Source organism: Raineyella fluvialis, from assembly GCF_009646095.1.
Classification (GTDB): domain Bacteria; phylum Actinomycetota; class Actinomycetes; order Propionibacteriales; family Propionibacteriaceae; genus Raineyella; species Raineyella fluvialis.
On sequence record NZ_CP045725.1, the window covers coordinates 3194163 to 3217095 of the forward strand.

Here is a 22933-nt window from a genome sequence, read left to right on the forward strand (position 1 = left end):
CCTAAGCTGGGGAGGGAGGAGGTGCCAGCGATGGCCACCGTGTGTTTCGTGGGTCTGGACTCACTGGGAGTCGCCCAACTCGCCGAGGGGTTGGCGCGCAGCCGCTCCGAGGGCCTCTTCTCCTCCGATGCCGCCTGCTTCTACCCCTGCGACGAGGTCAGTCCGGAGGTCCGTGAGGCGATGGACACGTCGCGCCGACCCGTGCCCCTGCTGGCTCCCCGGCCGATGGAGCCGGAGGAGTTCGACCACCACGGGCGGGTGATCGTGCTCGGATTCCGCAACGCCCAGGGGTTCGTGCCCTTGCCGGTCGGGATCCGGCCCTCCGTGGAAGTCTGGCCGATCGAGACTCCCGAGGACGCCCCAGACGAGTGGCACCGGGTGAAGGGCCTCCGCAAGAACCTCGAACGCCGCCTCGCCCGGCTCGTCTACGACCTCTCGTCGCCGGACCGGGACTGCTGTGGGAGCGGCTGCGCCAACTGCGTCCTGGACCGCTGAGCCGCCCACGACCTCCATGCCCGCAGAGCCTGTCCGCGGGATAGGCCTTGACCCGACGACCACCGTGATTAATACACTGCTGCCGTTGTTATGGCATGCCCAGGTCACCGCGGAACGTGGCCTGGCCCAGGACACCGTCGCGACCACACCACCGCCCGGCACCGGGCGACGAGAGGACCACTGATGAGCGAGTCGACCGAGACGATGACCGAACTGGCCGCCGCCGCCCTGGACCAGGCCGGTGACGGGATTATCGTCATCGACCCTGCCGGCATCATCCAGCTGTGGAACGAGCAGGCCACCGCACTGTTCGGCTTCACCGCCGAGCAGGCCATCGGGCAGAACGTGGAGATCATCATCCCCGAGCGGCTGCGGGAGGCTCACGAGCACGGCTTCGACGCGGCGATGGCGACCGGTCACCTGGCGTCGGACGGCAAGCCGCGCCGCACCCGCGGCGTGACCGCCGATGGCGGCAAGGTGTATGTCACGATGACCTTTGCGGTCATCAACGGAGCCGATGGTGCCGCCGTCGGGGCGGTGGCGGTCGCCCGCGAGTACGTGAAGGAATGAACAGCCCGGCCACGTCCTGAGGGACTCCGGGACGGAAGGGACGTGGCTGATGACCCAGGACGGGGGCGCCGCCGCAGATCCCGTCGGCGCGCCGCACCCGGCTCGCAGGGTGGGCATCGCGGCAACGGCAGTGGTGCTCTCCGGCGTTGCGGCAGGCCTCGTCGGTGCCGCCATGGTGCTGCTCCTCAACGGTGTCGGGGCCCTCGCGTACGGCCCCGGCGCCGCCTCGGCGGAGCAGATCCTGCGAGTCCCCGCCTGGCGGCGCGTCGTCGCCCCGACGGCCGGGGGACTCCTGGCCGGCCTGGGGTGGTGGGGGCTGCGACGCGGCGGGGCGATCGTGCGGGTCCGTGCCGCGCTCAGCGACCCCGGCCGCCGGATGGGGGTGCTGCGGACCACCGCCGATGCGCTCCTGCAGGTGCTGCTGGTCGGCTCCGGCGGGTCCATCGGTCGGGAGGGAGCACCGCGTCAGACCGCTGCCGTACTGGCGCAGTTCATCAGCCGGCGACTCGGCGTGGACGCCACCCTGGCCCGTACGCTGCTCGCCACCGCGGCGGGTGCCGGGCTGGCCGCGGTCTACAACGTCCCACTCGCCGGAGCGCTGTTCTCGGTGGAGATCCTGCGGGTCCGCCGACCGGCCGGAATGCTGATCGCCGCCGTGATGTCGCTGATCGCCACCGTGGTGGCGTGGCCCGTGGTCGGGCTCCGGGCAACGTACGTCTTCCCCTCGGCCCCGCCGGACCTGCCCGCGGCGGCGTGGGCCCTGGCCGCTATCCCCCTGACAGCCTTGATCGGGCTGGGCTTCGAGGCCCTGCGGGCGATGGCTGAGTGGCTGCGACCAGGAGTCGGCTGGCGGCTGCCCGTCGCCATCGCGATCGCCGGGGCGGTGCTCGGCCTGCTGTCGGTGCCACTGCCGGCGTTGCCCGGCAACGGGAAGGACATCATGGAACTGGTCTTCGCCGGCCAGGGATCGATCCTCACCCTCGCGTTCCTGCTGGTGCTGAAGCCCCTGGTCACCACTCTCTACGTACGATCCGGGGCCGTGGGTGGCCTGCTCACGCCGGCGCTGGCGACCGGGGCGGCCGCTGGGGGATGCGCCGCCGCCGTGGTCCGGGCCTGGGGCGGAGAGGCATCGGTCCCGGTCTGGGGGCTAGTCGCAGCGGCCGGCGTGCTGGCCGTCACCCAGCGGGCCCCGCTGTTCGCGGCGGCAATGGCCTGGGAGCTCACCGCCGCCCCCTGGTGGACGGTGCCGCTCCTGGTGGTCGTCGCGTACGCCGCGGCGTGGACCGCCGGGGGGATCCGGCAGGTGCGTCGCCCCAGAACCCGGGCCCAATTCAGCGGAAGCGACCCAACAGCCTGATCGCGGGCGTCACTCAGCGCTGGACAGCCACCCCAGGGCGGTCTCTGCGGCATCCAGGCCGCCGGCGGCGTACGCCCGCCAGTCCGGGTCCTGACCGTCACGCCGCTCGACCTCGTCACGCCACTCACCGCACAGCGCCTCGAGCACGACCCGGGCACCGGGGGCATTGACGAGCCGCAACCGTCGGATGATCGTGCCGTACGCGGCAGCACGACCCTCGTGGTATTTGTAGGCTGGGAACGACTGGCCGTCGCGGGCCAGGGCGCAGGCGGAGGTGCCACCGCCGAGCCGGGCCATGGTCTCGGCAGCCGATTCGCGGGCGGCCCGGACGCGGGTGAGCACCTCGTCGATGGCGCCCGCGGCCGAGCGAATGTGCGGGGGAGTGGCCACGCCGACATGATACCCCCGCGGGTATCGTCCTCTCCTGGTGCTCCGGGGACCGGCCGCATCGCCGGTGCGAAGCGGCTGCGGCAGGCAGAATTGCCTCATGGCTGCCACTGATCCGTACGACCTGGATCGCTTCGTCCGCGCCCAGGCCGGCGGGACGTACGAACGGGCCCTGGCCGAGCTGCGCAACGGCCAGAAGGCGACCCACTGGATGTGGTTCGTGTTCCCCCAGATCGCCGGCCTGGGCCACAGTCCGACGGCAATGGAATACGCCATCTCAGGCCTGGACGAGGCCCGTGCGTACCTCCAGCACCCGCTCCTCGAACACCGACTCATTGAAGCGGCGCGCGCCGTCGAGGACGGCCCGGCGACCACGGCCGAGCACCTCCTGGGCCGGGTCGACGCCATGAAGCTCAGGTCGTCGATGACACTCTTCGAACTGGCCAACCCGGGTGGCCCCGTCTTCCGTCAGGTGCTCGAGCGCTACTTCAAGGGCGTCCGTGACCCGAAGACCCTGAAGATCCTCGGGCTGGCCGAGTCCGGACACCATGGGTTCTCGCCGGCGGACTGACTGCACCGGCCTGATCTGACGACGAAGGTCAGTCCCATCCGACCCACCGACACCGTTACCCCCGTCGTGCCGCCACCCGATCGGCGACGTAGGCGGCATCCCGCCCGACCCCGCCGATCAGCGGCGACGTGATCGAGTACTGGAAGGGCAATCCGACGAAGGTCAGTCCCGGCACGCCCTCGACGATGCCTCGTACCGTCACGGGATTCCCGTGCAGATCCGTCTCCAGCGGCGGCAGCCAGCTGACATCGATGCGGAATCCCGTGGCCCAGACGATGCTGGAAGGAGTGAGGACCTCGTCCGTGCCGAACCACGGCAGGCCGTCCCGGACGCCGCTGAATCGGGGAAGCCGGCCGATGCCCGCCTCGGCGACGTCCTTCATCCCCAGACGCATCAGCGGAGCCCCGTGTGCCACGGCCTGTCCGGCCGCCCTCCGCCCCACCGGAGTGTCCAACGTCATGACGTGGTAGAGGAAGCCCCACAGCAAGGGGCCGGCGAAGCGTCGGGCCGCCTCAGGGATCTGCAGAGTGGGATTCCCTGCCAGCCAGGTGCGGTGCCCGGCGCCGGCCAGTTCCACGGCGATGTCGACGCCCGAGGTGCCGGCTCCCACGACGATCACGTCGCCGGACGGCACCGTGTCGGGGTTGCGGTAATCGGAGGTGTGCACCTGCACGATGGCCGGATCCAGCATGGCCGCACCGCTGGGAATGCGCGGCGAGGTGGTGGAGCCAGTGGCGACGACCACGGAACGAGCCGCCATCTGTCCGGCAGTGGTCTCGAGGTCGAACCCGTCCCGGGTGCGCGTGACCCTCCGCACCCTCACCCCGGTGCGGAGCGGGAGCCCCAGCGTTTCGGCATAGCGCTCGAGGTAGGCGGCGAATTCGCCCCTCGTCAACAGTGCACCACGCGGCATCAGGTGGGGCATCCCCGGCAGTGCCGAGTACTGCACGGGGGTGAACAGCCGCAGGCTGTCGTACCGACGGCGCCAGGTGTCACCGACCCTCTCGTCAGCCTCCAGCACGATGTGCTGGACGCCCCTCCCGGTGAGTTCGTGGCTGGTGGCCAACCCTGCCTGCCCGCCGCCGACGACGATCGCTTCGAACTGCTGGATGTCGTTCATGATCACTCCTCGTGGATGTGACCAGAATAGCATTCCAATCTATAGAGTGATAGTCTAAGAATGTGCTTCCCAGACAGTCCTCAACGCTCCGCCAGGCACAAGCGGCCCTGACCCGGTCCCGGATCGCCGACGCGGCGCGGACACTCTTCCTCGACGCGGGTTACGTGGCCACCTCAGTGAGCGCGATCGCCGCAGCCGCGGGAGTGTCGGTCCAGACGATCTACAACGTGGTGGGCAACAAGGCCGCAGTCCTGTCCGCCGTACTCGATCTGGTCGCCGCCGGCCCGGAATCGCCACGACTCGTGCCGGAATTCCTGGAGGAACGATCGCGCCATGCGCCGGACGTCCCGGCGATGGTGGACCTACTGGTGGAGTGGTTCATCGACGTCCACCCGCGGACGGCGTCCTTGTGGGCGGTGATCCGGCAGGCCGCCGCGGTCGATGAGGAGGTCGCCGACCTCGAGCGACGCCGCGCCGACCGACGGTTGTCCAACTACGTCGGGGCTGCCGCGCGGGCGAGGGAGTTGGGCGGTCTCACGTCCTCCGTGACGGATGAGGAAGCGGCAGCGGCCATCTGGGCTCTCGGCCACCCGGACGCCTATCGGGCACTCGTGCTCGTCCGGGGTTGGACCCTGGATGCGTACGGCACCTGGCTGCGGTACGGGTTGACGGCGTTGCTCGGCTGATCGCGGCGTCAGCGCAGCAGACGTCGTAGGCCCAGCCCGGTCAGCGTTGCCACCGTCACCGCCATCGCGACTCCGGCGGCGGCGTACGCCACCCACAGGACGGCAGCCGGGGTCTCGGCATCGATGAACGGGGACGGCAACACGGTGAACACCAGCCCGATGAGCCAGGCCGCCATGGTGAGGGGGATCCAACGCCAGGCCCGACCGAGAGTCCGGCGCAGCACGATCCATTGGCCCGTCGGAATGGACGCCAGCAGCAGGAGCCCGCCGGCACCGATCCCCGCGATACCGCCAGGACTGCCGGGATCCCACCGCACTCCCAGATCGGCCAGCGTGGACGGCAGCATCCCGATCATCCAGGCCACAGCGGCAGCCACCGCGGTCGCGACGGTCCATCGCCGTCGCCCCGGGTCCACGGCAGTGCCGCGCAATGACAGGGACTGCCCGACGCCCAGGCACGCCCCCTCGACGGTCCCGGCGGCCACCATGATCACGAACGTCGCCCAGGTGCCGGTCCCCAGGCCGGTGGTGAGGGCGAAGCCGGCGGTCGGAGCCAGGAAACCGATGCCCTCACCGGCGGTCGCATACCCGACCCAGCGGCTCAGCCGGAACGTGTCCGTGCCACGCCGGGCCCGCCGAGCCCGCTGCTCGCCTGGATCGAGGCGACCGATGCCGTCGTGCACCACGACTTCTCCTCCCACCGCCGGCCGGCACTACCCGGTGTATGTGCGAGTCAGAGTCTCGCCGCACCGCGGCGTCGTACGATCCGCCAGCCGAGCGCCAGTGCCGCGAACCACACCGGGGCGACCAACAGGGGTTGACGCGTCTCGGGCCGCAGCATCAGTAGCACCACGACCACCACGAAGAAGGCGAGCACGACCCAGGGCATCACCCGGCCCCCGGGCATCGGGAACGTCGAGGTTGCGTGCGCCTCCGGGCGCACCCTGCGGTAGCGCAGGTAGCAGACCATGATCAGGCTCCAGATCACAATGAACAGCACCGCCGCGACCGACGTCACCACCGTGAAGGCCGCCATCACCGACTCGTTGGCGGTCAGCACCATCGAGGCACCGATGAGCACGACGGACACCCACAGCCCCGTCGCCGGGACATCACGCAGGTTGAGCGTACCCAGCCGACGGGGGGCCATACCCTTCTGGGCGAGGCCGTAGAGCATCCGGGAGCTCGAGTAGATACCGCTGTTGCAGGCCGAGGCGGCGGAGGTGAGGACGACGAAGTTCATCACCCCAGCGGCCCCGGCCAGGCCGAGCAGCGAGAAGAGGTTCACGAAGGGCGACGTCCCCGGGTCGACCATACTCCAGGGCGTGACGATCATGATGGCCGCCAGGGCGAGGACGTAGAACAGCAGCACCCGGATCGGGATCGAGTTGATGGCGTGGGGCAACGTACGCCGCGGGTCGCGGGTCTCGGCGGCGGTGGCCCCGACGAGTTCGATGCCGACGAAGGCGAACGTGGCGATCTGGAAGCCCGCGAAGAACCCGGACCATCCGGTCGGCATCATGCCGCCGTGCTGCCACAGGTTGGCGAGCGAGGCCTGGATCCCCGAGGGTGAGGTGAAGCCCGTCGTGAGCATCAGCGCCCCGGCGCCCACGAGCGACACGATGGCGATGACCTTGATCAGCGCGAACCAGAACTCGATCTCGCCGAACAGCTTCACCGTCAGCAGATTGAGCACGAGGAGACCGCCGAGCGTGGCGACGGTCAGGCCCAGGGCGGTCGGCAGGTCTCCCACCCAGAACTTCCAATAGCCGGTGACCGCGATGATGTCCGCCATACCGGTGAAGATCCAGCACAACCAGTAGGTCCAGCCGACGACGAACGCCGCCCACGGACCCAGGAGGTCACCGGCGAAGTCCTGGAAGGACTTGTACTCCAGGTTGTGCAACAGCAGCTCACCCATCGCCCGCATGACGAAGAAGAGCATGATGCCGATGACCAGGTACACCAGCAGGATGGACGGACCGGCCAGGGCGATGGTGCGTCCGGAGCCCATGAAGAGCCCTGTTCCGATCGCACCGCCGATCGCGATCAGCTGGATGTGGCGATTCGACAGATTGCGCCGCAGGTGGTCGTGGACCTCAGGGGCTGCTGCCTCGTCGAGGGGGGCAAGGGCATCGGGCAACACACCGGAATCGTAGGCCCTCTCCCGATCCCCAGCCGGAGCGGGCCCGCCTTGGTAGGTTCCCCTCATGGACAGACTCGCACGTACGTTCATCGAGCAGATCGAGGTCACCGGCGACCAACTGGTCCTCACCATCAAGAAGCTCTACGCCGATGCCGACGCTCGCCGCGTCGTCATCCGCAACGCGGAGGGCCGCGAGCTCCTCAGCGTCCCGCTCACCATCGGCCTCGCCGGCGGCGCCCTGACGGTGTTCACCGCCCCGGTGCTGGCAGCCGTCGCGGCCATCGGGGGCACCCTGGCCCAGGTCCATCTGGACATCGAACGTGAGCGGGGCCCCCACCACGACCCGCCGCACGAGGATCCGACATCGCGGTGACCCACTGCATCTGCTGAGGGGCACCCACCTGACCTTGCCAGCGCTGCCCCGACGGCGAAGACTGGGTCCGTGGCGCAGCCCCAGGGACGCGGGGAAACGGTCGGAGCCGCTGAGCCGCTCCGCCGGCGATCCCGGCGCGGGTTACTCACCCTCGCCACCGTGACTCTCGGATCGGGCGTCGCCCTGCTCGACGTCACCGTCGTCAACATCGCGCTGCCGACCATCGGCCGGCAACTCGGCAGTTCACTGGGCGGCCTCCAGTGGGTCAGCAACGGCTACATCCTCGCGCTGGCCTCGCTGATCCTCGTCGGTGGGAGTCTGGGGGACCGGTATGGGCGACGCCGGTTCTACCTGATCGGCGTCACCTGGTTCGCCCTCGCCTCACTCGGGTGTGCGTTGGCTCCCACGACGGCCTGGCTGGTCGCCGCACGGATCCTCCAGGGGATGGGCGGCGCCCTGCTCACGCCGGGTGGCCTGGCGATCATCCAGAGCTCGTTCCACCGGGACGACCGAGCCTCCGCCATCGGCACCTGGGCGGGAGTCTCGGGCATCGCCGGCGCCGCCGGGCCGTTCATCGGTGGCTGGGTGCTGGCCCGCTTCGGCTGGCCGGTGGTATTCCTCATCAACGTCCCCTTGTGCGTGGTCGTCGTGGCCGGCGGCCTGGCCGTGGTGCCCGAAAGCCGCGACGAGGAGGCGGGCGAGGCCTTCGACCTGGCCGGCACCGTGCTCACGGCCGTGGTCCTGGCCGCACTCACCTGGGCGCTGATCGACGGAGGGCAGGCCCCGGTGGCGATGGTCCTGCTCGCCGCCGGCATCGTGCTCGGCGGCACGCTCGCCTTCGTGGCCGTCGAACGACGCGCGGCGTACCCCCTGGTGCCCTTCTCGCTCTTCCGGTCCCGCGTCTTCTCGGCGGCCAACCTGATGACGTTCCTCGTCTACGGCGCACTGGGGGTGACGATGTTCTTCCTCGTGCTGCAGTTGCAGACCAGCGCCCGCTTCTCACCGCGTGATTCCGGCCTGGCGACCCTGCCGATCACTGCGGTCCTCCTGGCACTGTCCTCGCGGGCGGCCGTGCTCGCCCAGCGCATCGGGCCACGCCTGCCGATGACGCTCGGTCCGATGGTCTGTGCCGTCGGCGTCCTGCTGCTCTCCCTCGTCGGCGAGGGATCCGGGTGGGCACTGGTCCTCTCGGCCACCACGGTCTTCGGGCTCGGTCTGGCCCTGTTGGTCTCACCACTCACTGCGGCCGTCCTGGCCGCGGCCCCCGACCGGCTCGCCGGGGCGGCGAGTGCCATCAACAACGCCGTCGCCCGTACCGGGACGCTCCTGGCCGTCGCCGCCCTTCCCGCCATCGTGGGGCTGACCGGTGGCGACTACCGGAATCCGGTGTTGCTCACCGCCGGCTATCGACGGGCGACATACATCACCGCTGCACTGCTCGTCCTCGGCGGACTGGTCAGTTGGTTCGGGCTGGGCCGGGCCTCGGGACGGTCCCGTGGGGGAGTGCCGGGCAGCGAAGCCTGAGCAGGCGGGCCATGCCGGCTCGGGCTGAGGAGCCCGACCGAACCCTTTGAGTGAATGACATTCACACCCATGCGATCCAGTGGTGAACCTCATTCACTGTTTGAGCGACCTCCGTGAATCATGTTCACAGATGGTCTCCGCTAGGGTGAACGTCGTGCACAGTGGTCAGGATCGATCATGGGCCGCACTCGCCACCTTGTGGGGGATGACGGCCGATTCCCCCGGCCCGAAACCTCGCTTCAGCCTCGTCGAGGTGGCGCGCGCCGGCATCCGGCTCGCGGACGAGCAGGGCCTGGAGCGGGTGACCCTGCAGGCGGTGGCGAAGGATCTGGGCCTGACAACCACAGCTCTCTATCGCTACGTCGACGCCAAGGACACCCTGCTCGAGTTGATGGTCGACGTCGCCATCGGCCCGGCGCCGCACCTGACCGGGACCCTGGCCGACCTCGTCCGTACGTGGGTGGAGGCTCGCTGGCGCTCAGTGCGCAGCCATCCGTGGCTGACGGATGTCGGGCTCCGAACGACACCACGCGGGCCCGACGGGATCGCCTGGCAGGAGTCACTCGTCGCGGGTCTGGCAGGAGCGGGGGTGGCGGACCCGCTCGGCATCGCGTGCCAGCTGGACCTCCTGGTCCGGGGTACGCCGCGGTAGCGTCGGTCACCGCACCCCAGAATCCTCCGACCTGGTGGTCGGCCGCCGCGGAACGTACGGCACCGGTGACGGCCGAACTCACCGGAACCAGCCGCTCCGGCGATCCCGCCGAAGAACTCAGCAAGGCGGTCGAGCGGCTCGTCGCCTCCCTGGTGATCGAGGCGGCGTACGGCCTGCGACCGCCGAGCCGTTGACCGCAGCTTGTCCTGACGACGGAAGACCCCACCGATCGGGCTACCGGAGGCCCGACCGATGGGGTCGTACGACGAGGTGACGCTGCGGACGATCAGGCACCGGCGAGGGTGACGACTGCGTCGGTCGCGAACCCGAACAGCAGCCCGATGACCACGCCCCAGGTGGTGAGCACCTTCATCTTCTGCCGACGTGCGACGGCGAGCAGCTCGATCACCACGTACAGGATCGAGCCTCCGGCCAGGGTGAGGAAGGCGACGCTGACCAGGTCGTTGGTGAACTGCTGGCCGACCAGGGTGCCGAGGAAGGTGGGGCCACCGCCGATGAGACCGAGGAGCCCGAGGTAGCCCCAGGAAGGACGTTCGGAGGCGGCGGCCATCGGGGCGACGATCCCGAACCCTTCAGTGCCGTTGTGCAGAGCGAACCCGATCACCAGCAGGACGGCGAGCTCCGTAGCCCCGGTGGCGGCGCTGTTGCCGATGGCAAGCCCTTCGGCGAAGTTGTGCAGACCGATACCCGTGGCGATCATCAGTGAGAGGGTCTGCGCTCCGGAGGCATGACCGAGGGTCGTCGCCGATCCGGCAGTCGCCGCCCCCGGGCCGTCAGGACGGGCCACCACCCTCGACGAGCGCGAGCCCATCCATCGGTCGAAGTAGACCAGGCCCAGAAGGCCGACGACCAATCCGACCACGAAGACGGTGCCCGCACCGACAACCGCCGCGACGTCCTTGTCGCCGAGGCCATTGTCGATGGGTTCCCAGGCATGGGTCAACACGTCCCACAGCAGGAAGAGCAGGATGCCGGTCGCCAGTGCGTTGAGCAGGACCCTGGTGCGAGGCAGTGCGGCCTTGATCCGGCCGAGCGGCAGACCCAGGAAGATGGTCACTCCGGCGACCAGCCCGAGGATGACCACGTCAGTGGTGCTCATGGAACTCTCCGATGTCGAGGACGATGACAATGAGGTGAGGTTAACCTAACCTCACTTGCTTTCGGTTGCCCATCCCTGAGTGCCGGCTCAGGAAACGCCCGCCGCGCACCTGGTTCTATCGTGGCACTCACGGGCGGCCGACCGGCGCTGCCCGGTGAAGTCAGCGAAAGGCGGAGGTGAGCGACATGGCACCTCGACCGGCGACGCTCGACGTGGACACGCCCGTCGGACTCGGACGCCTTGTGGTCGACCCGGCCCCACCCCGCGGGCGCTGCTCCTTCTCGGCCACGGAGCGGGGGGTGGCGTGGAGGCGTTCGACCTCGCTGCCCTGGCCGCCACCCTGCCCCACTCGGCGTCACGGTGCTCCGTTTCGAGCAGCCCTGGCGCACAGCGGGACGACGAGTCGCCGGACCGGCCAAGCAACTCGACTCGGCATGGCAGTCGGCACTGAAAACGATCACCGACCGCTGGCCCGACATCCCGCTGGTGGTGGGCGGGCGCAGTGCAGGGGCCCGGGTCGCCTGCCGATGCTTCGCGTCGCCGGCGCGCGGGGTCGTGGCCCTGGCCTTCCCGCTGCACCCGCCGGGCCGTCCCGCCTCGTCGCGAGCCGCCGAGCTGGACGCGGTCGAGGGCCCGGTACTCATCGTCCAGGGCGAACGTGATCCTTTCGGCACCAGCGACGAAGTGCGGCGAGCGTTCCCGGGGCGTGACGTCGTGAACGTGGCTGGTGCCGTCCACGGCCTCGGTCCCACCCGCAAGGCTGACGACCCCACGGCCCGCGCCGCTGCGATCGTGGAGCCGGTGGCCCGGTTCGTGTCGGCCGTGACCGGCGGGGGTCAACTGCCCAGGACGTCAGCGAGGTCGTAGCTCACCGGCTCCTCCAGCTGGGCGTACGTGCACGACTCCGGCGTACGATCCTCGCGCCAGCGCACCCACTGGGCGGTGTGGCGGAAGCGCGGGCCCTCCATGTGGTCGTAGCGCACCTCGACCACCCGTTCGGGTCGCAGCGGAGTGAAGGACAGATCCTTGCGCGCGTTCCAGCGTGACCCCATGGCCGCCATGGGCGAGCGGGGAGTCTCCGCGTCGCGATTGTCCGGCAGATTCTCCTCCGGTTGTTGCCAGGCCCAGGGATGGCCCTCGAAGGTGGTCACCAGCGGTTGGAGTTCCGCGAAGAGCTCCTCGCGTCGTGCGAGCGGGAAGGCGCCGATGACGCCGACGTGGTGGAGGGACCCTTCGTCGTCGTAGAGGCCGAGGAGCAGCGACCCCACCGCGTCCTGGCGATCCTTGTAGAGCCGGTAGCCGGCGACGACGCAGTCGGCCGTCCGTTCGTGCTTGATCTTGAACATGACCCGCTTGTCCTCCTGGTAGAGCAGGTCGACCGGCTTGGCCATCACACCGTCGAGACCGGCCCCCTCGAAGGTGGTGAACCACTGGCGGGCCAGGTCCCGGTCCCGCGTCGCGGCGGTGAGGTGGATCGGCGGGGCCGCGTCCCGCAACGCCTCCTCCAGGGCGGCCCGACGCTCGGCGAACGGTCTCACCGTGTAGTCGACGGGCCCCAGCGCCAGCAGATCGAAGGCGACGAAGCTGGCGGGCGTCTCCTTGGCGAGCTTGCGGATCCGGGAGGCGGCCGGGTGGATCCGCTGCTGCAGGAGGTCGAAGTTGAGCCGGTCACCTGTGGCGGGATCGACCATGATGATCTCGCCGTCCAGGCAGGAGTGGTCGGGGAAGTTCGCCAGCACGGCCTCGACCACCTCGGGGAAGTAGCGCGTCATCGGCCGTTCGTTGCGGCTGCCGATCTCCACCCGGTCGCCGGAGCGCCAGATGATCGACCGGAAGCCGTCCCACTTGGGTTCGAAGATCATCTCGCCCTTCGGCAGGTCCTTCACGGGCTTCGCCAGCATCGGACCGTACGGCGGCGTGATCGGCGTTCCCCACTCGGCGTCACGCTCCGCCTTCGGGGCGAGGTAGTCGGCGTCCGCCCGGTCGGCACGGCGCTTGCTGGGCGGGACGCGTGGCGGCTCACCCGGCATCTTCGGGTAGTCGGGCGGGAAGTTGAGCTCGCCCAGCCCGCGTTCCAGGTCGGCCTCCCAGAGCGCCAGAGCCGGCCCGAGATCACCGACGTGCTCGTCCATGGACGCCCACGGGCAGGGTCGGTCCGCCAGCAGGTCCGGGACCGTCCGCACCGTGAAGTCTGTCGGCGCGGCGTCCACCAGTTCCGGCCAGGTCAGCGGGGTCGAGACGGTTGCCGTCGGCAACGGCCGCGGGCTGTAGGCAGCGGCGATCGTACGATCGCGGTTGGCCTGGTTGAAGTCGACGAAGATGCGCTCGCCACGCTCTTCCTTCCACCAGGAGGTGGTGACCAGGTCGGGCAGCCGACGCTCCAACTCCCGGGCGATGCCGATGACGCCGTGCCGGACCACCTGGAACTCGTGGTCTGGGCGGATGCGGGCATAGACGTGCACGCCGCGGTTGCCCGAACTCTTGGCGTACGCCGTGAGGCCGACCTCGGCCATCACCTCCCGCAACGCGGTCGCCGCCTCGACGGCATCACGGAAGTTCCGCCCCGGCTGGGGGTCGAGGTCGATGCGCAGTTCGTCGGGGTTGTTCAGGTCAGCCGTCCGCACCGGCCAGGGGTGGAAGGTGATCGTGCTCATCTGCGCGGCCCAGGCGAGCGCGGCCGGCTCGTCGAACACCAACTGGTCGTGACGACGTCGTGACGGGTAGGTGCAGGTGACCGTACGGAAGAAGTCGGGGGTGCCCTGCGGTGGCCTCTTGGAGAAGAACTCCTCGCCATCGATCCCTTCCGGAAACCGCTGAAGGGTCATCGGCCGGTCGCCGTTGAGCCGGAGGAAGGGCTCGGCCACGGTCAGCAGGTAGTCGGCCAACTCCCGCTTGGTCAGCCCGGCACCACTGGGGAACCCGGTGGCGGGCCAGAGCACCTTGCCAGGGTTCGTCAGTGTCACCTTGCGGACACCGTGGGGACCGGGGACCGACAGGACGGTCGTCTCGCTCATAAGGCCAGCCTAATCACGCCCGCTTTTCGCCGTCTCTGCCGCGCCCAATTCACCGAAGTACTGACAATCGGGCATCGATTGTGTCAACCGCCACACGCAATGGGCACAAACGTTCTTGAATGGTACGGAGCGTCGGCAACGGGGCCGCTCGCTCTTCCCGGATAGAGGAGTTCGAATGAACACTCGGATGACCCGACTGGCGGCCTTGGGAATGGCCGCCGGGCTGTCGCTGGTAACACTCGCCGGCTGTGGCGGCAATCAGTCCACGTCGGGAGGCGGGAGTTCCCCGGGCGCCGGCGGCGGGGCGAAGATCGCGCTCCTCCTGCCGGAGACGAAGACGACACGTTACGAGACCTTCGACAAGCCGTACTTCGAGGAGGCGCTCAAGGGCGAGTGCTCCGGCTGCACCCTGATCTACAACAACGCCAACCAGGATGCCGCGAAGCAGCAGCAGCAGGCCGAGTCGGCGATGACCCAGGGCGCCAAGGTCCTCGTCCTCGATGCCGTCGACGGCAAGTCCGCGGTGACCATCGTCAACGAGGCCAAGGCCAAGGGCGTCAAGGTCCTGGCCTACGACCGCTTCGTCGCAGGTGCCGATTACTACGTGTCGTTCGACAACCAGAAGGTCGGCCAACTGCAGGGAACGACGCTGGTCGACATTCTCAAGAAGTCGGGGAAGACCTCCGGCGATCTGGTGATGGTCAACGGCTCGCCCACCGATGCCAATGCGGCTGACTTCAAGAAGGGCGCGCACAGCGTGCTCGACTCCTCCGGCTTCACCATCAAGGCCGAGTACGACACCCCCGACTGGAGCCCGGACAAGGCCCAGTCCTTCATGGAGAGCCAACTCTCCTCGGTGAAGCCGAACCTCGTCGGGGTGTACGCGGCCAACGACGGCACGGCGGGCGGTGTGATCACCGCGCTCAAGTCCGGCGGTGTGAACCCGATGGTCCCGGTGACCGGTCAGGACGCCGAACTGACCGGCATCCAGCGGATCGTCGCGGGCGACCAGGCGATGACCGTCTACAAGGCGATCAAGCCCGAGGCATCCGACGCCGCGAAGAACGCGGTGCTGCTCGCCAACGGCAAGGCCCCGGCGTCAGCGACCACCAAGGACAGCGTGCCTGCCACTCTGCTCACCCCGGTCGTGGTGACCAAGACCAACATCAAGGACACCGTGGTCAAGGACGGCTTCGAGACTATCCCGCAGATCTGCACGCCGCAGTACGCCGACGCCTGCAAGGCCGCCGGCCTCCAGTAGCCGACCCCACGGCCAGAGGAGCCAGACGACCATGACCACCACCTCCCCTCCCGATGTCCTGTCGATGACGGGAATCTCCAAGCGATTCGGCGCCGTTCAGGTGCTGAGCGACATCGAACTCCATGTCCGGGCGGGGGAGGTGGTGGCCCTCGTGGGTGACAACGGCGCCGGCAAGTCGACGCTGATCAAGGCGGTCGCCGGCGTCCACACCGCCGACACGGGCCACATCCTGATCAACGGCAAGGAGGTGCACATCACCTCCCCGGCCCAGGCGCAGGCGCTGGGGATCGCCACCGTGTACCAGGACCTCGCGCTGTGCGACAACCTCGACGTGGTGTCCAACCTTTTCCTCGGCAGCGAAGTCACCCGTGGCACTGTGCTGGACGAGGTGACGATGGAGAAGCGGTCCTGGGGCCTGCTCCGGGAACTGAGCGCGAAGATCCCCTCCGTACGCATCGCCGTCGCGAGCATGTCCGGCGGCCAGCGCCAGACAGTCGCCATCGCCCGCGCTCTCCTCGGCGAGCCGCATCTCGTCATCCTCGACGAGCCGACCGCCGCCCTGGGTGTGGCGCAGACCGCCGAGGTGCTCAACCTGATCCGCCGGCTCCGCGAGCGCGGGCTGGCAGTGATCCTGATCAGCCACAACATGGCCGACGTGATGGCCGTCGCCGACCGGGTCGTCGTCCTGCGGCTCGGGCGGAACAACGGAGAGTACCGGGTCGCCGACACGAACGTGGAGCAGATCATCGCCGCCATCACCGGAGCCGTCGACAACACCCGCCGGCCCTCCGCACCCACCCAGGAAGGGAGTGGGCAATGAGCATCGACAAACCCGGGCAGGCGAGGCGAGCCGCGCGGCAGGTCCCTCGCAAAGACGTCGGCGAGATGCCGGGGGAACTTCCACCGGCCGTGTTGTCCGCTGACCTGCAGGACGAACGGTTGATCCAGGAAGAGGGCCTGAAGGGGTGGGTGAAGGCCCAAGGTGTGCGGCTACGTGCCGGCGATCTCGGGTCCATGCCGGTGGTGATCGGCCTGGTCCTGATCTGGATCATCTTCTCGATCAAGGCTCCTGTCTTCATCTCGCCGCAGAACCTGGTCAACCTGACGATCCAGCTGGTTCCGATCGGGATCCTCTCCCTCGGCATCGTCTTCGTCCTGCTGCTGGGCGAGATCGACCTGTCGGTCGGATCCGTCTCCGGGCTGACCGCGGCGGTTGTCGCCGTCACCTTCGTCAACAAGGGCTGGCCGATGCTGGTCGCCGCCCTGTTCGCGGTGCTGTGCGGGACGGTCATCGGCCTGGTCTACGGCGTGGTGTTCAACAGGTTCGGGGTGCCGAGTTTCGTCATCACCCTGGCGGGCCTGCTCGCGTTCCTGGGCGTGCAGTTGCTCGTCCTCGGCAATGAGGGCACGGTGAATCTCCCGTTCAACTCCGGCCTCGTCCAGTTCGCCAACGGCACGTTCCTCCCCTCCTGGGGCGGCTATGTCGTCGCCCTGGTGTCCGCGGTGGTTGTCCTGGCGGCCGGCCTGACGAACAACCGGACGCGCGCGAGCGCCGGGCTGTCGACGCTGCCCGGGAGCATCATCTACGGGCGGGCGGTGCTCCTTGCGCTCGGCCTGGCGATCGTCGCCTTCGTGCTGAACCGTGACCGCGGGGTCCCGCTGATGTTCGTCCTGTTCGTCCTGGTGGTCGCGGTGATGGACTTCGTGATCAGGCGGACGAAGTGGGGGCGCACCATCATGGCTGTCGGTGGCAACATCGAGGCCGCCCGTCGGTCCGGCATCAACGTGCGCCGGGTCTACCTGACGGTGTTCGTGACCTGCTCGACCTTCGCCGGACTGGGGGGCGTCCTCCTCGCGTCCCGTCTGTCGGCGGCCAACCAGAGCACCGGCGCCGGTGACGTCAACCTGAACGCCATCGCGGCAGCGGTCATCGGCGGCACCAGCCTCTTCGGTGGGCGTGGCTCGGCCTACTCGGCGCTGCTGGGCATCTTCGTGATCCAGTCGATCAGCAACGGCCTCGACCTGTTGAACCTCAACTCCGCCATCCGGTTCATCATCACCGGCCTGGTCACCCTGCTCGCGGTCATCATCGACTCGACCACCCGGCGCCGCCGGGCGCGGGCAGGCCGCGCCTGAGCGCACCCGGCGCCGCCTAGCTGCACGGTCCCCCCACGTCGGCCGACGAGCCTGCCGTGGGGGGACCGTGCATGCGGTGCCATCTACAGGAGGCCCCATTTCCTGGCGTACTCGACGTCCACCCGAGCTGCGCGCGGACCGATCCCGGACGCGAGGAGGATCGCCTCGACGTCGGCGACGTCGGCGACATACGTCGAGAGTTCGACAGCCCCCGGGTACGGCGGATCCGCAGGTCGGGGACGGCCTGCGCGAGTCGGGTCACGACGTCCTCGATGCCCGCGAATCGCGATCGCGTCGCCGCCAGGTCGGCGACGAGCCCGGCTGCGTCGGCCTCGCCGCGTTCTCCGTCGATGACGAGGTCGAGAGTGACGATGGTGCGGGCCAGGCAGACGGTGTTCTCGGGTCGCATACCCGGCTCAGAGGGAGGACCAGAAGCCGGCCAGCAGGCCGGCCGAGAGGACGAACCCGAGCACGATGTTGACGACCGCACCGGCGCTGAAGGCCGCCAGCGGACGCCACCCGACCGAGGTCAGGGCACGAAAACGTGTGGTGAGGCCGATGGAGAGGAAGGTGAACGTGAAGACCCAGGTGCGGATGTCCTTGATCGGATTGACCACGTCGGTGGTGATCGCCTTCGACTGGGAGGTCCCGCCAGGAGGATGAGCGCGGTGACAGCGATGGAGGCGACGAAGAAGCCGAGGACGAACTTGGGGAACCGGTGCCATATCTGGGCGACATCCACCCGGGGACGTCCGGCCGGGGCATCCGCGGCGTCGGGCTCGGCTCGGTGCTCCCAATAGGTGATGGCGATGAGGGCCAGGACCAGGCTCCAGATCCCGATGAAGATGTCGCGGCCGACGACCTTGACCAGCGTGAAGGCGGCCAGTCCCTGGTCGCCGAAGGCGCTGGCGGCGGTGATGCCGGCAGCATCGGCGAACTCGGACGAGCCGATCCAGGCGCCGGCCACTCCCGCCGGCAGGCCCAGGGCCTTGGCCACCGCGGTGAGCAGGAAGATCGCCGCCACCGCCCAGACGACGACCAGCGAGATGGAGACCGAGACGTGCTCCTTCTTCGCCTTGACCGACGAGCCGACCGCTATCGACGCCGAAACGCCGCAGATCGAGCCGCCGGCACCCAGAGTGGCGGCGAAGCGCCGGTCGAGGCCGAGCAGCCTGGTGCCGACGAAGTAGATGACGAGGAACGTCGCCAAGGCGATCACCGTGGCTTGCGCGAAGGCCACCGGACCGGCTTTGACGATCAGGGTGAGCGGCAGGGTGGCGCCGAGGAGCACGATGCCGACCTTCACGTAGAGCTCGGTCCGCAATGCCGAATCGAGCCAGGCAGGCAGGGGAGCGACATTGCCGACCAACAGGCCCAGGGCCAGCGCGACGAGGGGCGCCTCGAGGTTGTAGGCGGCCGCCCAGGTCCAGGTAGCCACGATGTTGATGACCACAGCGGCCACGAAGAGGGCGGCGAATCCGGCGACGAACGCAAGCAGCCGGAGCCGCAGGAAGCGGGCGACGACGGTGAAGAGGGCCCCGAGTACGACGAACAGGGCGATGATCGGCACCAGCCGGGCACCCAGTTGGGTCCCGAGGGTGCCGAAGGAGCCCCATTTCGGGAGCTGCGGGGCGACGGCGGCGAGGCTGCCCCCAGCCGCCCAGGCCAGCAGCGCGAGGGCGACGAGGAACAGGCCCACCCATACGGACCACCAGTCCTCGCTGCGTAGCATCGGGGAGCGGCTGTCGGACGCAACCTGCTCGGGCGCCCGATCGGACGAGGAGCGACCACTGGCAGTGATGTCGGGGGAACCGGGCATGGAGGTCTCCGTTTCTTGGCGGCACCGATGACGCGGTGGCCGCCGGCCGAAGGGGGCGATGCAGAGGGCGAAACCCGACGTGACGAGTCCGCCTGTGCAGACGTTAGGACTGGGGCGCCGTCACCGCCCAGGTTTCCGCCCTCGACGAACGGAAACCTTGACCGCCCGATCGGACTACTGGTAGACGATCACCGCGTCCCCGACCTGGACCTGGTCGAACAAGGCGGCAATGCCGATGTAGTCACGTACGTTCACACAGCCGTGCGAGGAGCCGTTGTAGCCGCGGGCGGCGAAGTCCGCCGAGTAGTGCACCGCCTGACCACCCGAGAAGAACATCGAGAACGGCATCGGCGTGTGGTAGATCGTCGAGACCCAGTCGCGCGCCTTCCACTCGACCTGGAAGGATCCTTCACGGGTCGGCGTCAGCTCCGACCCGAACCGTACGTCCATCCGCATCCGGGGCACGCCGTCGACGACCCACACCAACTGCCGCCGGCTCTTGCTGATGCAGATGGCCCGGCCGGTGAGGCAACGCGGGTCGAGACCGGCGGTGCTGCTGGTGGTCGTGGTGGTGTTGCTCAACTCGGCCGCCGTCGGCGTCCGCGTCATCGAGCGGAGCCGATCGAGAGTCGCCTGGTCGACGTTCCCCGTGACGGGCAGGCCCCGCCTGGCCTGGAAGCCGCTCACCGCCGTGACCGTGGCATCACCGTAGAAGCCGGTGACGTTGCCGGAGAACCAGCCGATCTGCTTGAGCCGCGCCTGCAGGTCCTTGACTCCGCTGCCGGACGAGCCGCGCGACATCAGCGCCGGCCCGGCCGCCGGTGCGGCGGGGCTGGGACTCTGCGTGGGGGTCGGAGAAGGCGTGGCGTCCTGAGAAGGAGTCGCCGTGGCCGGAGAAGGCGTGGCCGTCGACTCGGGCTCGGGCGTGGAGGAGGACGTGACCGACGACACGGCGTCCGGGCCGGGGGTCGCGGCCGATCCCGTCATCGTGGGTGGGGCACAGGCGGACACCAGCAGAACGAGGGCGGTGACCAGACCCACCAGCCCACCACGGATCCGACCTTCAGTACTCATGGCGATGTCCCCTATGACAGCGTCTGCGACAACGACTACGACAACGCCGACCGTGGGGGGACGACGTCGATCTCCTCGTTCAGCATGGCACCCCGCCCCAGGATCGACGGGAGACACGACGCCGCGTCCCTGTGGGTCCCGGCCCGGACGCACAGCTGAGGGGTAGCGAAGCCCACCCGTCCCGCTGCGACTGGCACCCTGACCCGGCACGCCCCGGCCGGTCGTCCCGCCGTGACCGCCGTCACCTTCCCAGCCGCCACCGGTGGCCTAGGATCGTACGCATGACGACGCGGCCCCGGGGTGCGGCCCACCGGGTGCAGACCTTGGTCCACGACCCCGCGTTGAGGATGATCCTCGGCTGGATAGCCATCATGGCCCTGATCACCCTCGTCGGTGCCCTCGGCTTCACCTGGATCGAGGACGGCTGGTCCTTCTTCGACGGTCTCTTCATGGCCGTGAACGTGCTGGCGACCGTCGGCTTCAGCGGCGACCACCCGCTGGACACCCTCGGCAAACTCTGGACGATGCTGCTGTCGTTCATCTCGGTGGCCTTCGTCTTCGGCACCGTCGGTGTGATGGCCGAGGCACTCCTGCAACGGGCCTCGAGCGGGAACAGGAAGCGTAGACGCATGCAGAAGCAGATCGACCAGCTCACAGGTCACTTCATCATCTGCGGCTATGGCCGGGTGGGGTCGATGGTCGCTCGGGAGCTCACCGCCGAGGGCCACGACGTCGTGGTGATCGACATCGACCAGACCTCGACGGCCCGCGCGGCCGAGGACGGCATCCTGACCGTCCCCGGGACGGCCACCGAGGACGAAACGCTGGTGAACGCCGGCGTCCAGCGGGCCCGAGGGCTGGTCACCTGCGTCGACTCCGATCCCGACAACGTCTACGTGGTGCTGACAGCGCGCTCCCTCAACCCCGACCTTTTCATCGTCGGACGGGCCGGCTCGAAGGAAGTGGTGAGGAAGCTCCGCCAAGCGGGAGCCAACCGCGCCGTGTCCCCCTACGTGATGGGCGGCCGGCGGATGGCCCAGCTCGCCGTCCGCCCCGGCGTGGTGGATTTCATCGACGCCGCCATGTCCAACACCGAGCTCGACTTCTCGATGGAGGAGATCCCTGTCCTGGAGGGGAGCCGACTCGTGGGAATGACCGTCGGCGATCTGCGGGCACGAGGGATCTTCACGCTGGCGATCCTGATGGAGTCCTCGCAGTACGACCATCGTCCCCAGGACGACCGTCTCATCGAGCCGGGTGAGCACCTGATCGTCTCCGGCGCGACCGAGACCCTGCGGGCCATCGACGAACACGTGTAGTCGCGCGGCAGCTACCGAAACGCGCGACGGCTCAAGGACCTCGTCCCGCCCCCGTGACACCCTCTGTGAGGCGTGTCACACTGGGGACCCTGAAGGATTTGATGGGACGGAGAACCATGGCTCACAAGCACGCGCAGATGGTCGCGGACCCGGCACGGATCGCCAGCCTCGGTCTGTCCGACACGATCCAGTCCTGGGAGGACGGGTTGCGCACCGACCCGCGCCAGCACGGACAGTACGAATGGTGGTACTTCGACGCCCGCCTCGACGACGGGGCCACGCTCGTCATCTCCTTCTCATCCAAGGACATGACCCATCCCAACACCGGGGTGAAGCCACTCATCATCGTCGACCTCGATCTGCCGGACGGGCGGAAGATCAACAAGATGGTCTGGTTCGATCCGCAGGTCTTCTCCGCGGCGACTGATCGCTGCGACGTCCGGATGGGCGACAACACCTTCCAGGGAGACCTGCACGACTACGCGATCCACGTGGCGCTGGACGACCTGCTCGTCGACGTCCGGCTGCACGGGACCACCGAGCCGTGGCGCCCCGGGGCAGGCCACATGGCCTTCGGTGAGGGGACTGACAAGGTCTTCGCCTGGCTCCCATCGGTTCCCCACGGCACCGTCGACGTGCGCTACACCGTCGACGGGGAGAGCCACGTCTCGGCCGGCACCGGCTACCACGACCACAACTGGGGCAACGTGCCGCTGCCGCGCGTGGTCAACAACTGGTACTGGGGCCGGGGGAGCATCGGGCCCTACACCTTCATCTCCTCCTGGATCGTCGCCGAGAAGGCGTACGACTACGACAGCGTCCCGGTGTTCATGCTGGCGCGCGACGGGAAGGTGATCGCCGACGACGGGTCTCGCGTCTCCTTCAGCAAGGAGGACATTTTCACCGACGAGATCACCGGCAAGCCGGTCGCTGGGGTCACCACCTACTGCTACCGGGACGGCGCGCACCGCTACGTGCTCACGTACAGGCGTGCCGACACGATCCTGCGCAACCGCTTCATCGAACTTCTCAAGGAGCCGCAGCGGACCGCTGCCCGTCTGGCCGGCTTCGACGCCTGCCACCAACGCTTCGTCGGGGAGGCGCGCCTCGAGGTGTACGAGGGTGACACCTTGACGTACGAGGGGAGCGCGCCGGCCATCTGGGAGTTGATGTACTTCGGCAAGCATGACCACGAGCTGGCGCTGGCTCGCCGCGAGCAGCAGGGGGATGCGGACGACTGACGTGGAGGGTCGGGAATAGTCGCGGGGTCCTGGACGCTGGGTGGATGCCAGCCCAGCCAGAGGAGCCG

General features: G+C 68.9%; 24 protein-coding genes. 15 read left to right on the top strand and 9 right to left on the bottom strand.

From position 1 onward, the window contains the following. The first annotated feature begins 30 nt into the window (after positions 1-30). The 3 genes from Rai3103_RS14645 (at position 31) to Rai3103_RS14655 (ending at position 2422) form a co-directional block, all read left to right on the top strand. The gene (locus Rai3103_RS14645) at positions 31-495 is read left to right on the top strand and encodes a hypothetical protein (protein WP_153573196.1); all 465 of its coding nucleotides are present in this window, start codon (positions 31-33) and stop codon (positions 493-495) included. Positions 496-678: 183 nt separating this feature from the next. Further along, entirely contained in the window at positions 679-1065 is a 387-nt protein-coding gene (locus tag Rai3103_RS14650; RefSeq protein ID WP_194793167.1) for a PAS domain S-box protein, read from the top strand. Between the two features lie 49 nt (positions 1066-1114). Further along, positions 1115-2422 (top strand): chloride channel protein, encoded by a 1308-nt coding sequence (locus tag Rai3103_RS14655; RefSeq protein ID WP_153573198.1) that lies wholly within the window; start codon positions 1115-1117, stop codon positions 2420-2422. 9 nt (positions 2423-2431) lie between these two features. Here the strand turns inward: Rai3103_RS14655 and Rai3103_RS14660 are convergent, their stop codons facing one another. Next, positions 2432-2812: a hypothetical protein gene (locus tag Rai3103_RS14660; RefSeq protein WP_153573199.1), complete on the bottom strand. Its 381-nt coding sequence runs from the start codon at positions 2810-2812 to the stop codon at positions 2432-2434. A gap of 97 nt (positions 2813-2909) precedes the next feature. Here Rai3103_RS14660 and Rai3103_RS14665 point away from each other — a divergent pair, with 97 nt between their 5' ends. Beyond that, on the top strand, positions 2910-3380 hold the full coding sequence (locus tag Rai3103_RS14665; RefSeq protein ID WP_153573200.1) for a DUF1810 domain-containing protein: 471 nt from the start codon (positions 2910-2912) through the stop codon (positions 3378-3380). 55 nt (positions 3381-3435) lie between these two features. On the opposite strand, the gene Rai3103_RS14670 is transcribed toward Rai3103_RS14665, so the two are convergent. Continuing rightward, on the bottom strand, positions 3436-4500 hold the full coding sequence (locus tag Rai3103_RS14670; RefSeq protein WP_153573201.1) for a flavin-containing monooxygenase: 1065 nt from the start codon (positions 4498-4500) through the stop codon (positions 3436-3438). Between the two features lie 62 nt (positions 4501-4562). On the opposite strand from Rai3103_RS14670, the gene Rai3103_RS14675 reads away from it, so the two are divergent. Beyond that, positions 4563-5186, top strand: a complete 624-nt coding sequence (locus tag Rai3103_RS14675) for a TetR/AcrR family transcriptional regulator (RefSeq protein ID WP_153573202.1) — start codon at positions 4563-4565, stop codon at positions 5184-5186. 8 nt (positions 5187-5194) lie between these two features. Here Rai3103_RS14675 and Rai3103_RS14680 read toward each other — a convergent pair whose 3' ends face one another. Both Rai3103_RS14680 and Rai3103_RS14685 read right to left on the bottom strand, forming a co-directional pair. Next, a complete protein-coding gene (locus Rai3103_RS14680; protein WP_228488953.1) occupies positions 5195-5872 on the bottom strand; it encodes a hypothetical protein in 678 nt (225 codons plus the stop codon). A 47-nt stretch (positions 5873-5919) separates the two neighbouring features. Continuing rightward, entirely contained in the window at positions 5920-7332 is a 1413-nt protein-coding gene (locus Rai3103_RS14685; RefSeq protein ID WP_228488954.1) for an amino acid permease, read from the bottom strand. A 64-nt stretch (positions 7333-7396) separates the two neighbouring features. Here Rai3103_RS14685 and Rai3103_RS14690 point away from each other — a divergent pair, with 64 nt between their 5' ends. From Rai3103_RS14690 to Rai3103_RS18625, 4 genes are all read left to right on the top strand, one after another. Beyond that, entirely contained in the window at positions 7397-7705 is a 309-nt protein-coding gene (locus Rai3103_RS14690; protein ID WP_153573204.1) for a DUF4342 domain-containing protein, read from the top strand. 159 nt (positions 7706-7864) lie between these two features. Beyond that, on the top strand, positions 7865-9229 hold the full coding sequence (locus tag Rai3103_RS14695; protein ID WP_228488955.1) for an MFS transporter: 1365 nt from the start codon (positions 7865-7867) through the stop codon (positions 9227-9229). A gap of 205 nt (positions 9230-9434) precedes the next feature. Further along, entirely contained in the window at positions 9435-9881 is a 447-nt protein-coding gene (locus Rai3103_RS14700) for a TetR/AcrR family transcriptional regulator (RefSeq protein WP_194793168.1), read from the top strand. 65 nt (positions 9882-9946) lie between these two features. Then, the gene (locus Rai3103_RS18625; protein ID WP_277872982.1) at positions 9947-10075 is read left to right on the top strand and encodes a hypothetical protein; all 129 of its coding nucleotides are present in this window, start codon (positions 9947-9949) and stop codon (positions 10073-10075) included. A 92-nt stretch (positions 10076-10167) separates the two neighbouring features. On the opposite strand, the gene Rai3103_RS14705 is transcribed toward Rai3103_RS18625, so the two are convergent. After that, a complete protein-coding gene (locus Rai3103_RS14705) occupies positions 10168-11001 on the bottom strand; it encodes a ZIP family metal transporter (protein ID WP_153573207.1) in 834 nt (277 codons plus the stop codon). A 360-nt stretch (positions 11002-11361) separates the two neighbouring features. Here Rai3103_RS14705 and Rai3103_RS14710 point away from each other — a divergent pair, with 360 nt between their 5' ends. Then, complete coding sequence (locus tag Rai3103_RS14710; RefSeq protein WP_228488956.1) at positions 11362-11868, top strand: alpha/beta hydrolase family protein; 507 nt, start codon at positions 11362-11364, stop codon at positions 11866-11868. Here Rai3103_RS14710 and Rai3103_RS14715 read toward each other — a convergent pair. After that, complete coding sequence (locus Rai3103_RS14715; protein WP_153573208.1) at positions 11838-14015, bottom strand: ATP-dependent DNA ligase; 2178 nt, start codon at positions 14013-14015, stop codon at positions 11838-11840. The two genes, Rai3103_RS14710 and Rai3103_RS14715, sit on opposite strands and share 31 nt — an antisense overlap. 175 nt (positions 14016-14190) lie before the next feature. Between Rai3103_RS14715 and Rai3103_RS14720 the strand changes: the two genes are divergently transcribed. The 3 genes from Rai3103_RS14720 to Rai3103_RS14730 are packed head-to-tail and all read left to right on the top strand — an operon-like array spanning position 14191 to position 17412. Continuing rightward, on the top strand, positions 14191-15276 hold the full coding sequence (locus tag Rai3103_RS14720; protein ID WP_153573209.1) for a sugar ABC transporter substrate-binding protein: 1086 nt from the start codon (positions 14191-14193) through the stop codon (positions 15274-15276). A 31-nt stretch (positions 15277-15307) separates the two neighbouring features. After that, positions 15308-16096 carry an ATP-binding cassette domain-containing protein gene (locus tag Rai3103_RS14725; protein WP_153573210.1) on the top strand — a complete coding sequence of 263 codons (789 nt, stop codon included), beginning with the start codon at positions 15308-15310 and terminating at the stop codon, positions 16094-16096. Continuing rightward, positions 16093-17412, top strand: a complete 1320-nt coding sequence (locus Rai3103_RS14730; protein WP_228488957.1) for a sugar ABC transporter permease — start codon at positions 16093-16095, stop codon at positions 17410-17412. Before Rai3103_RS14725 ends, Rai3103_RS14730 begins: the two co-directional genes overlap by 4 nt. Positions 17413-17828: 416 nt before the next feature. Here the strand turns inward: Rai3103_RS14730 and Rai3103_RS18000 are convergent, their stop codons facing one another. The 3 genes from Rai3103_RS18000 to Rai3103_RS14740 form a co-directional block, all read right to left on the bottom strand. Beyond that, entirely contained in the window at positions 17829-18029 is a 201-nt protein-coding gene (locus Rai3103_RS18000) for a hypothetical protein (protein ID WP_228488958.1), read from the bottom strand. Then, entirely contained in the window at positions 17942-19144 is a 1203-nt protein-coding gene (locus tag Rai3103_RS14735) for a YeiH family protein (RefSeq protein WP_228488959.1), read from the bottom strand. The genes Rai3103_RS18000 and Rai3103_RS14735 overlap by 88 nt, the downstream gene beginning before the upstream one ends. A gap of 261 nt (positions 19145-19405) precedes the next feature. Then, positions 19406-20305: a L,D-transpeptidase family protein gene (locus Rai3103_RS14740; RefSeq protein WP_153573211.1), complete on the bottom strand. Its 900-nt coding sequence runs from the start codon at positions 20303-20305 to the stop codon at positions 19406-19408. A gap of 281 nt (positions 20306-20586) precedes the next feature. On the opposite strand from Rai3103_RS14740, the gene Rai3103_RS14745 reads away from it, so the two are divergent. Both Rai3103_RS14745 and Rai3103_RS14750 read left to right on the top strand, forming a co-directional pair. Continuing rightward, the gene (locus tag Rai3103_RS14745) at positions 20587-21624 is read left to right on the top strand and encodes a potassium channel family protein (RefSeq protein WP_153573212.1); all 1038 of its coding nucleotides are present in this window, start codon (positions 20587-20589) and stop codon (positions 21622-21624) included. A gap of 116 nt (positions 21625-21740) precedes the next feature. Continuing rightward, complete coding sequence (locus Rai3103_RS14750) at positions 21741-22865, top strand: hydroxyneurosporene dehydrogenase (RefSeq protein ID WP_153573213.1); 1125 nt, start codon at positions 21741-21743, stop codon at positions 22863-22865. The last annotated feature ends 68 nt before the right edge of the window (positions 22866-22933 follow it).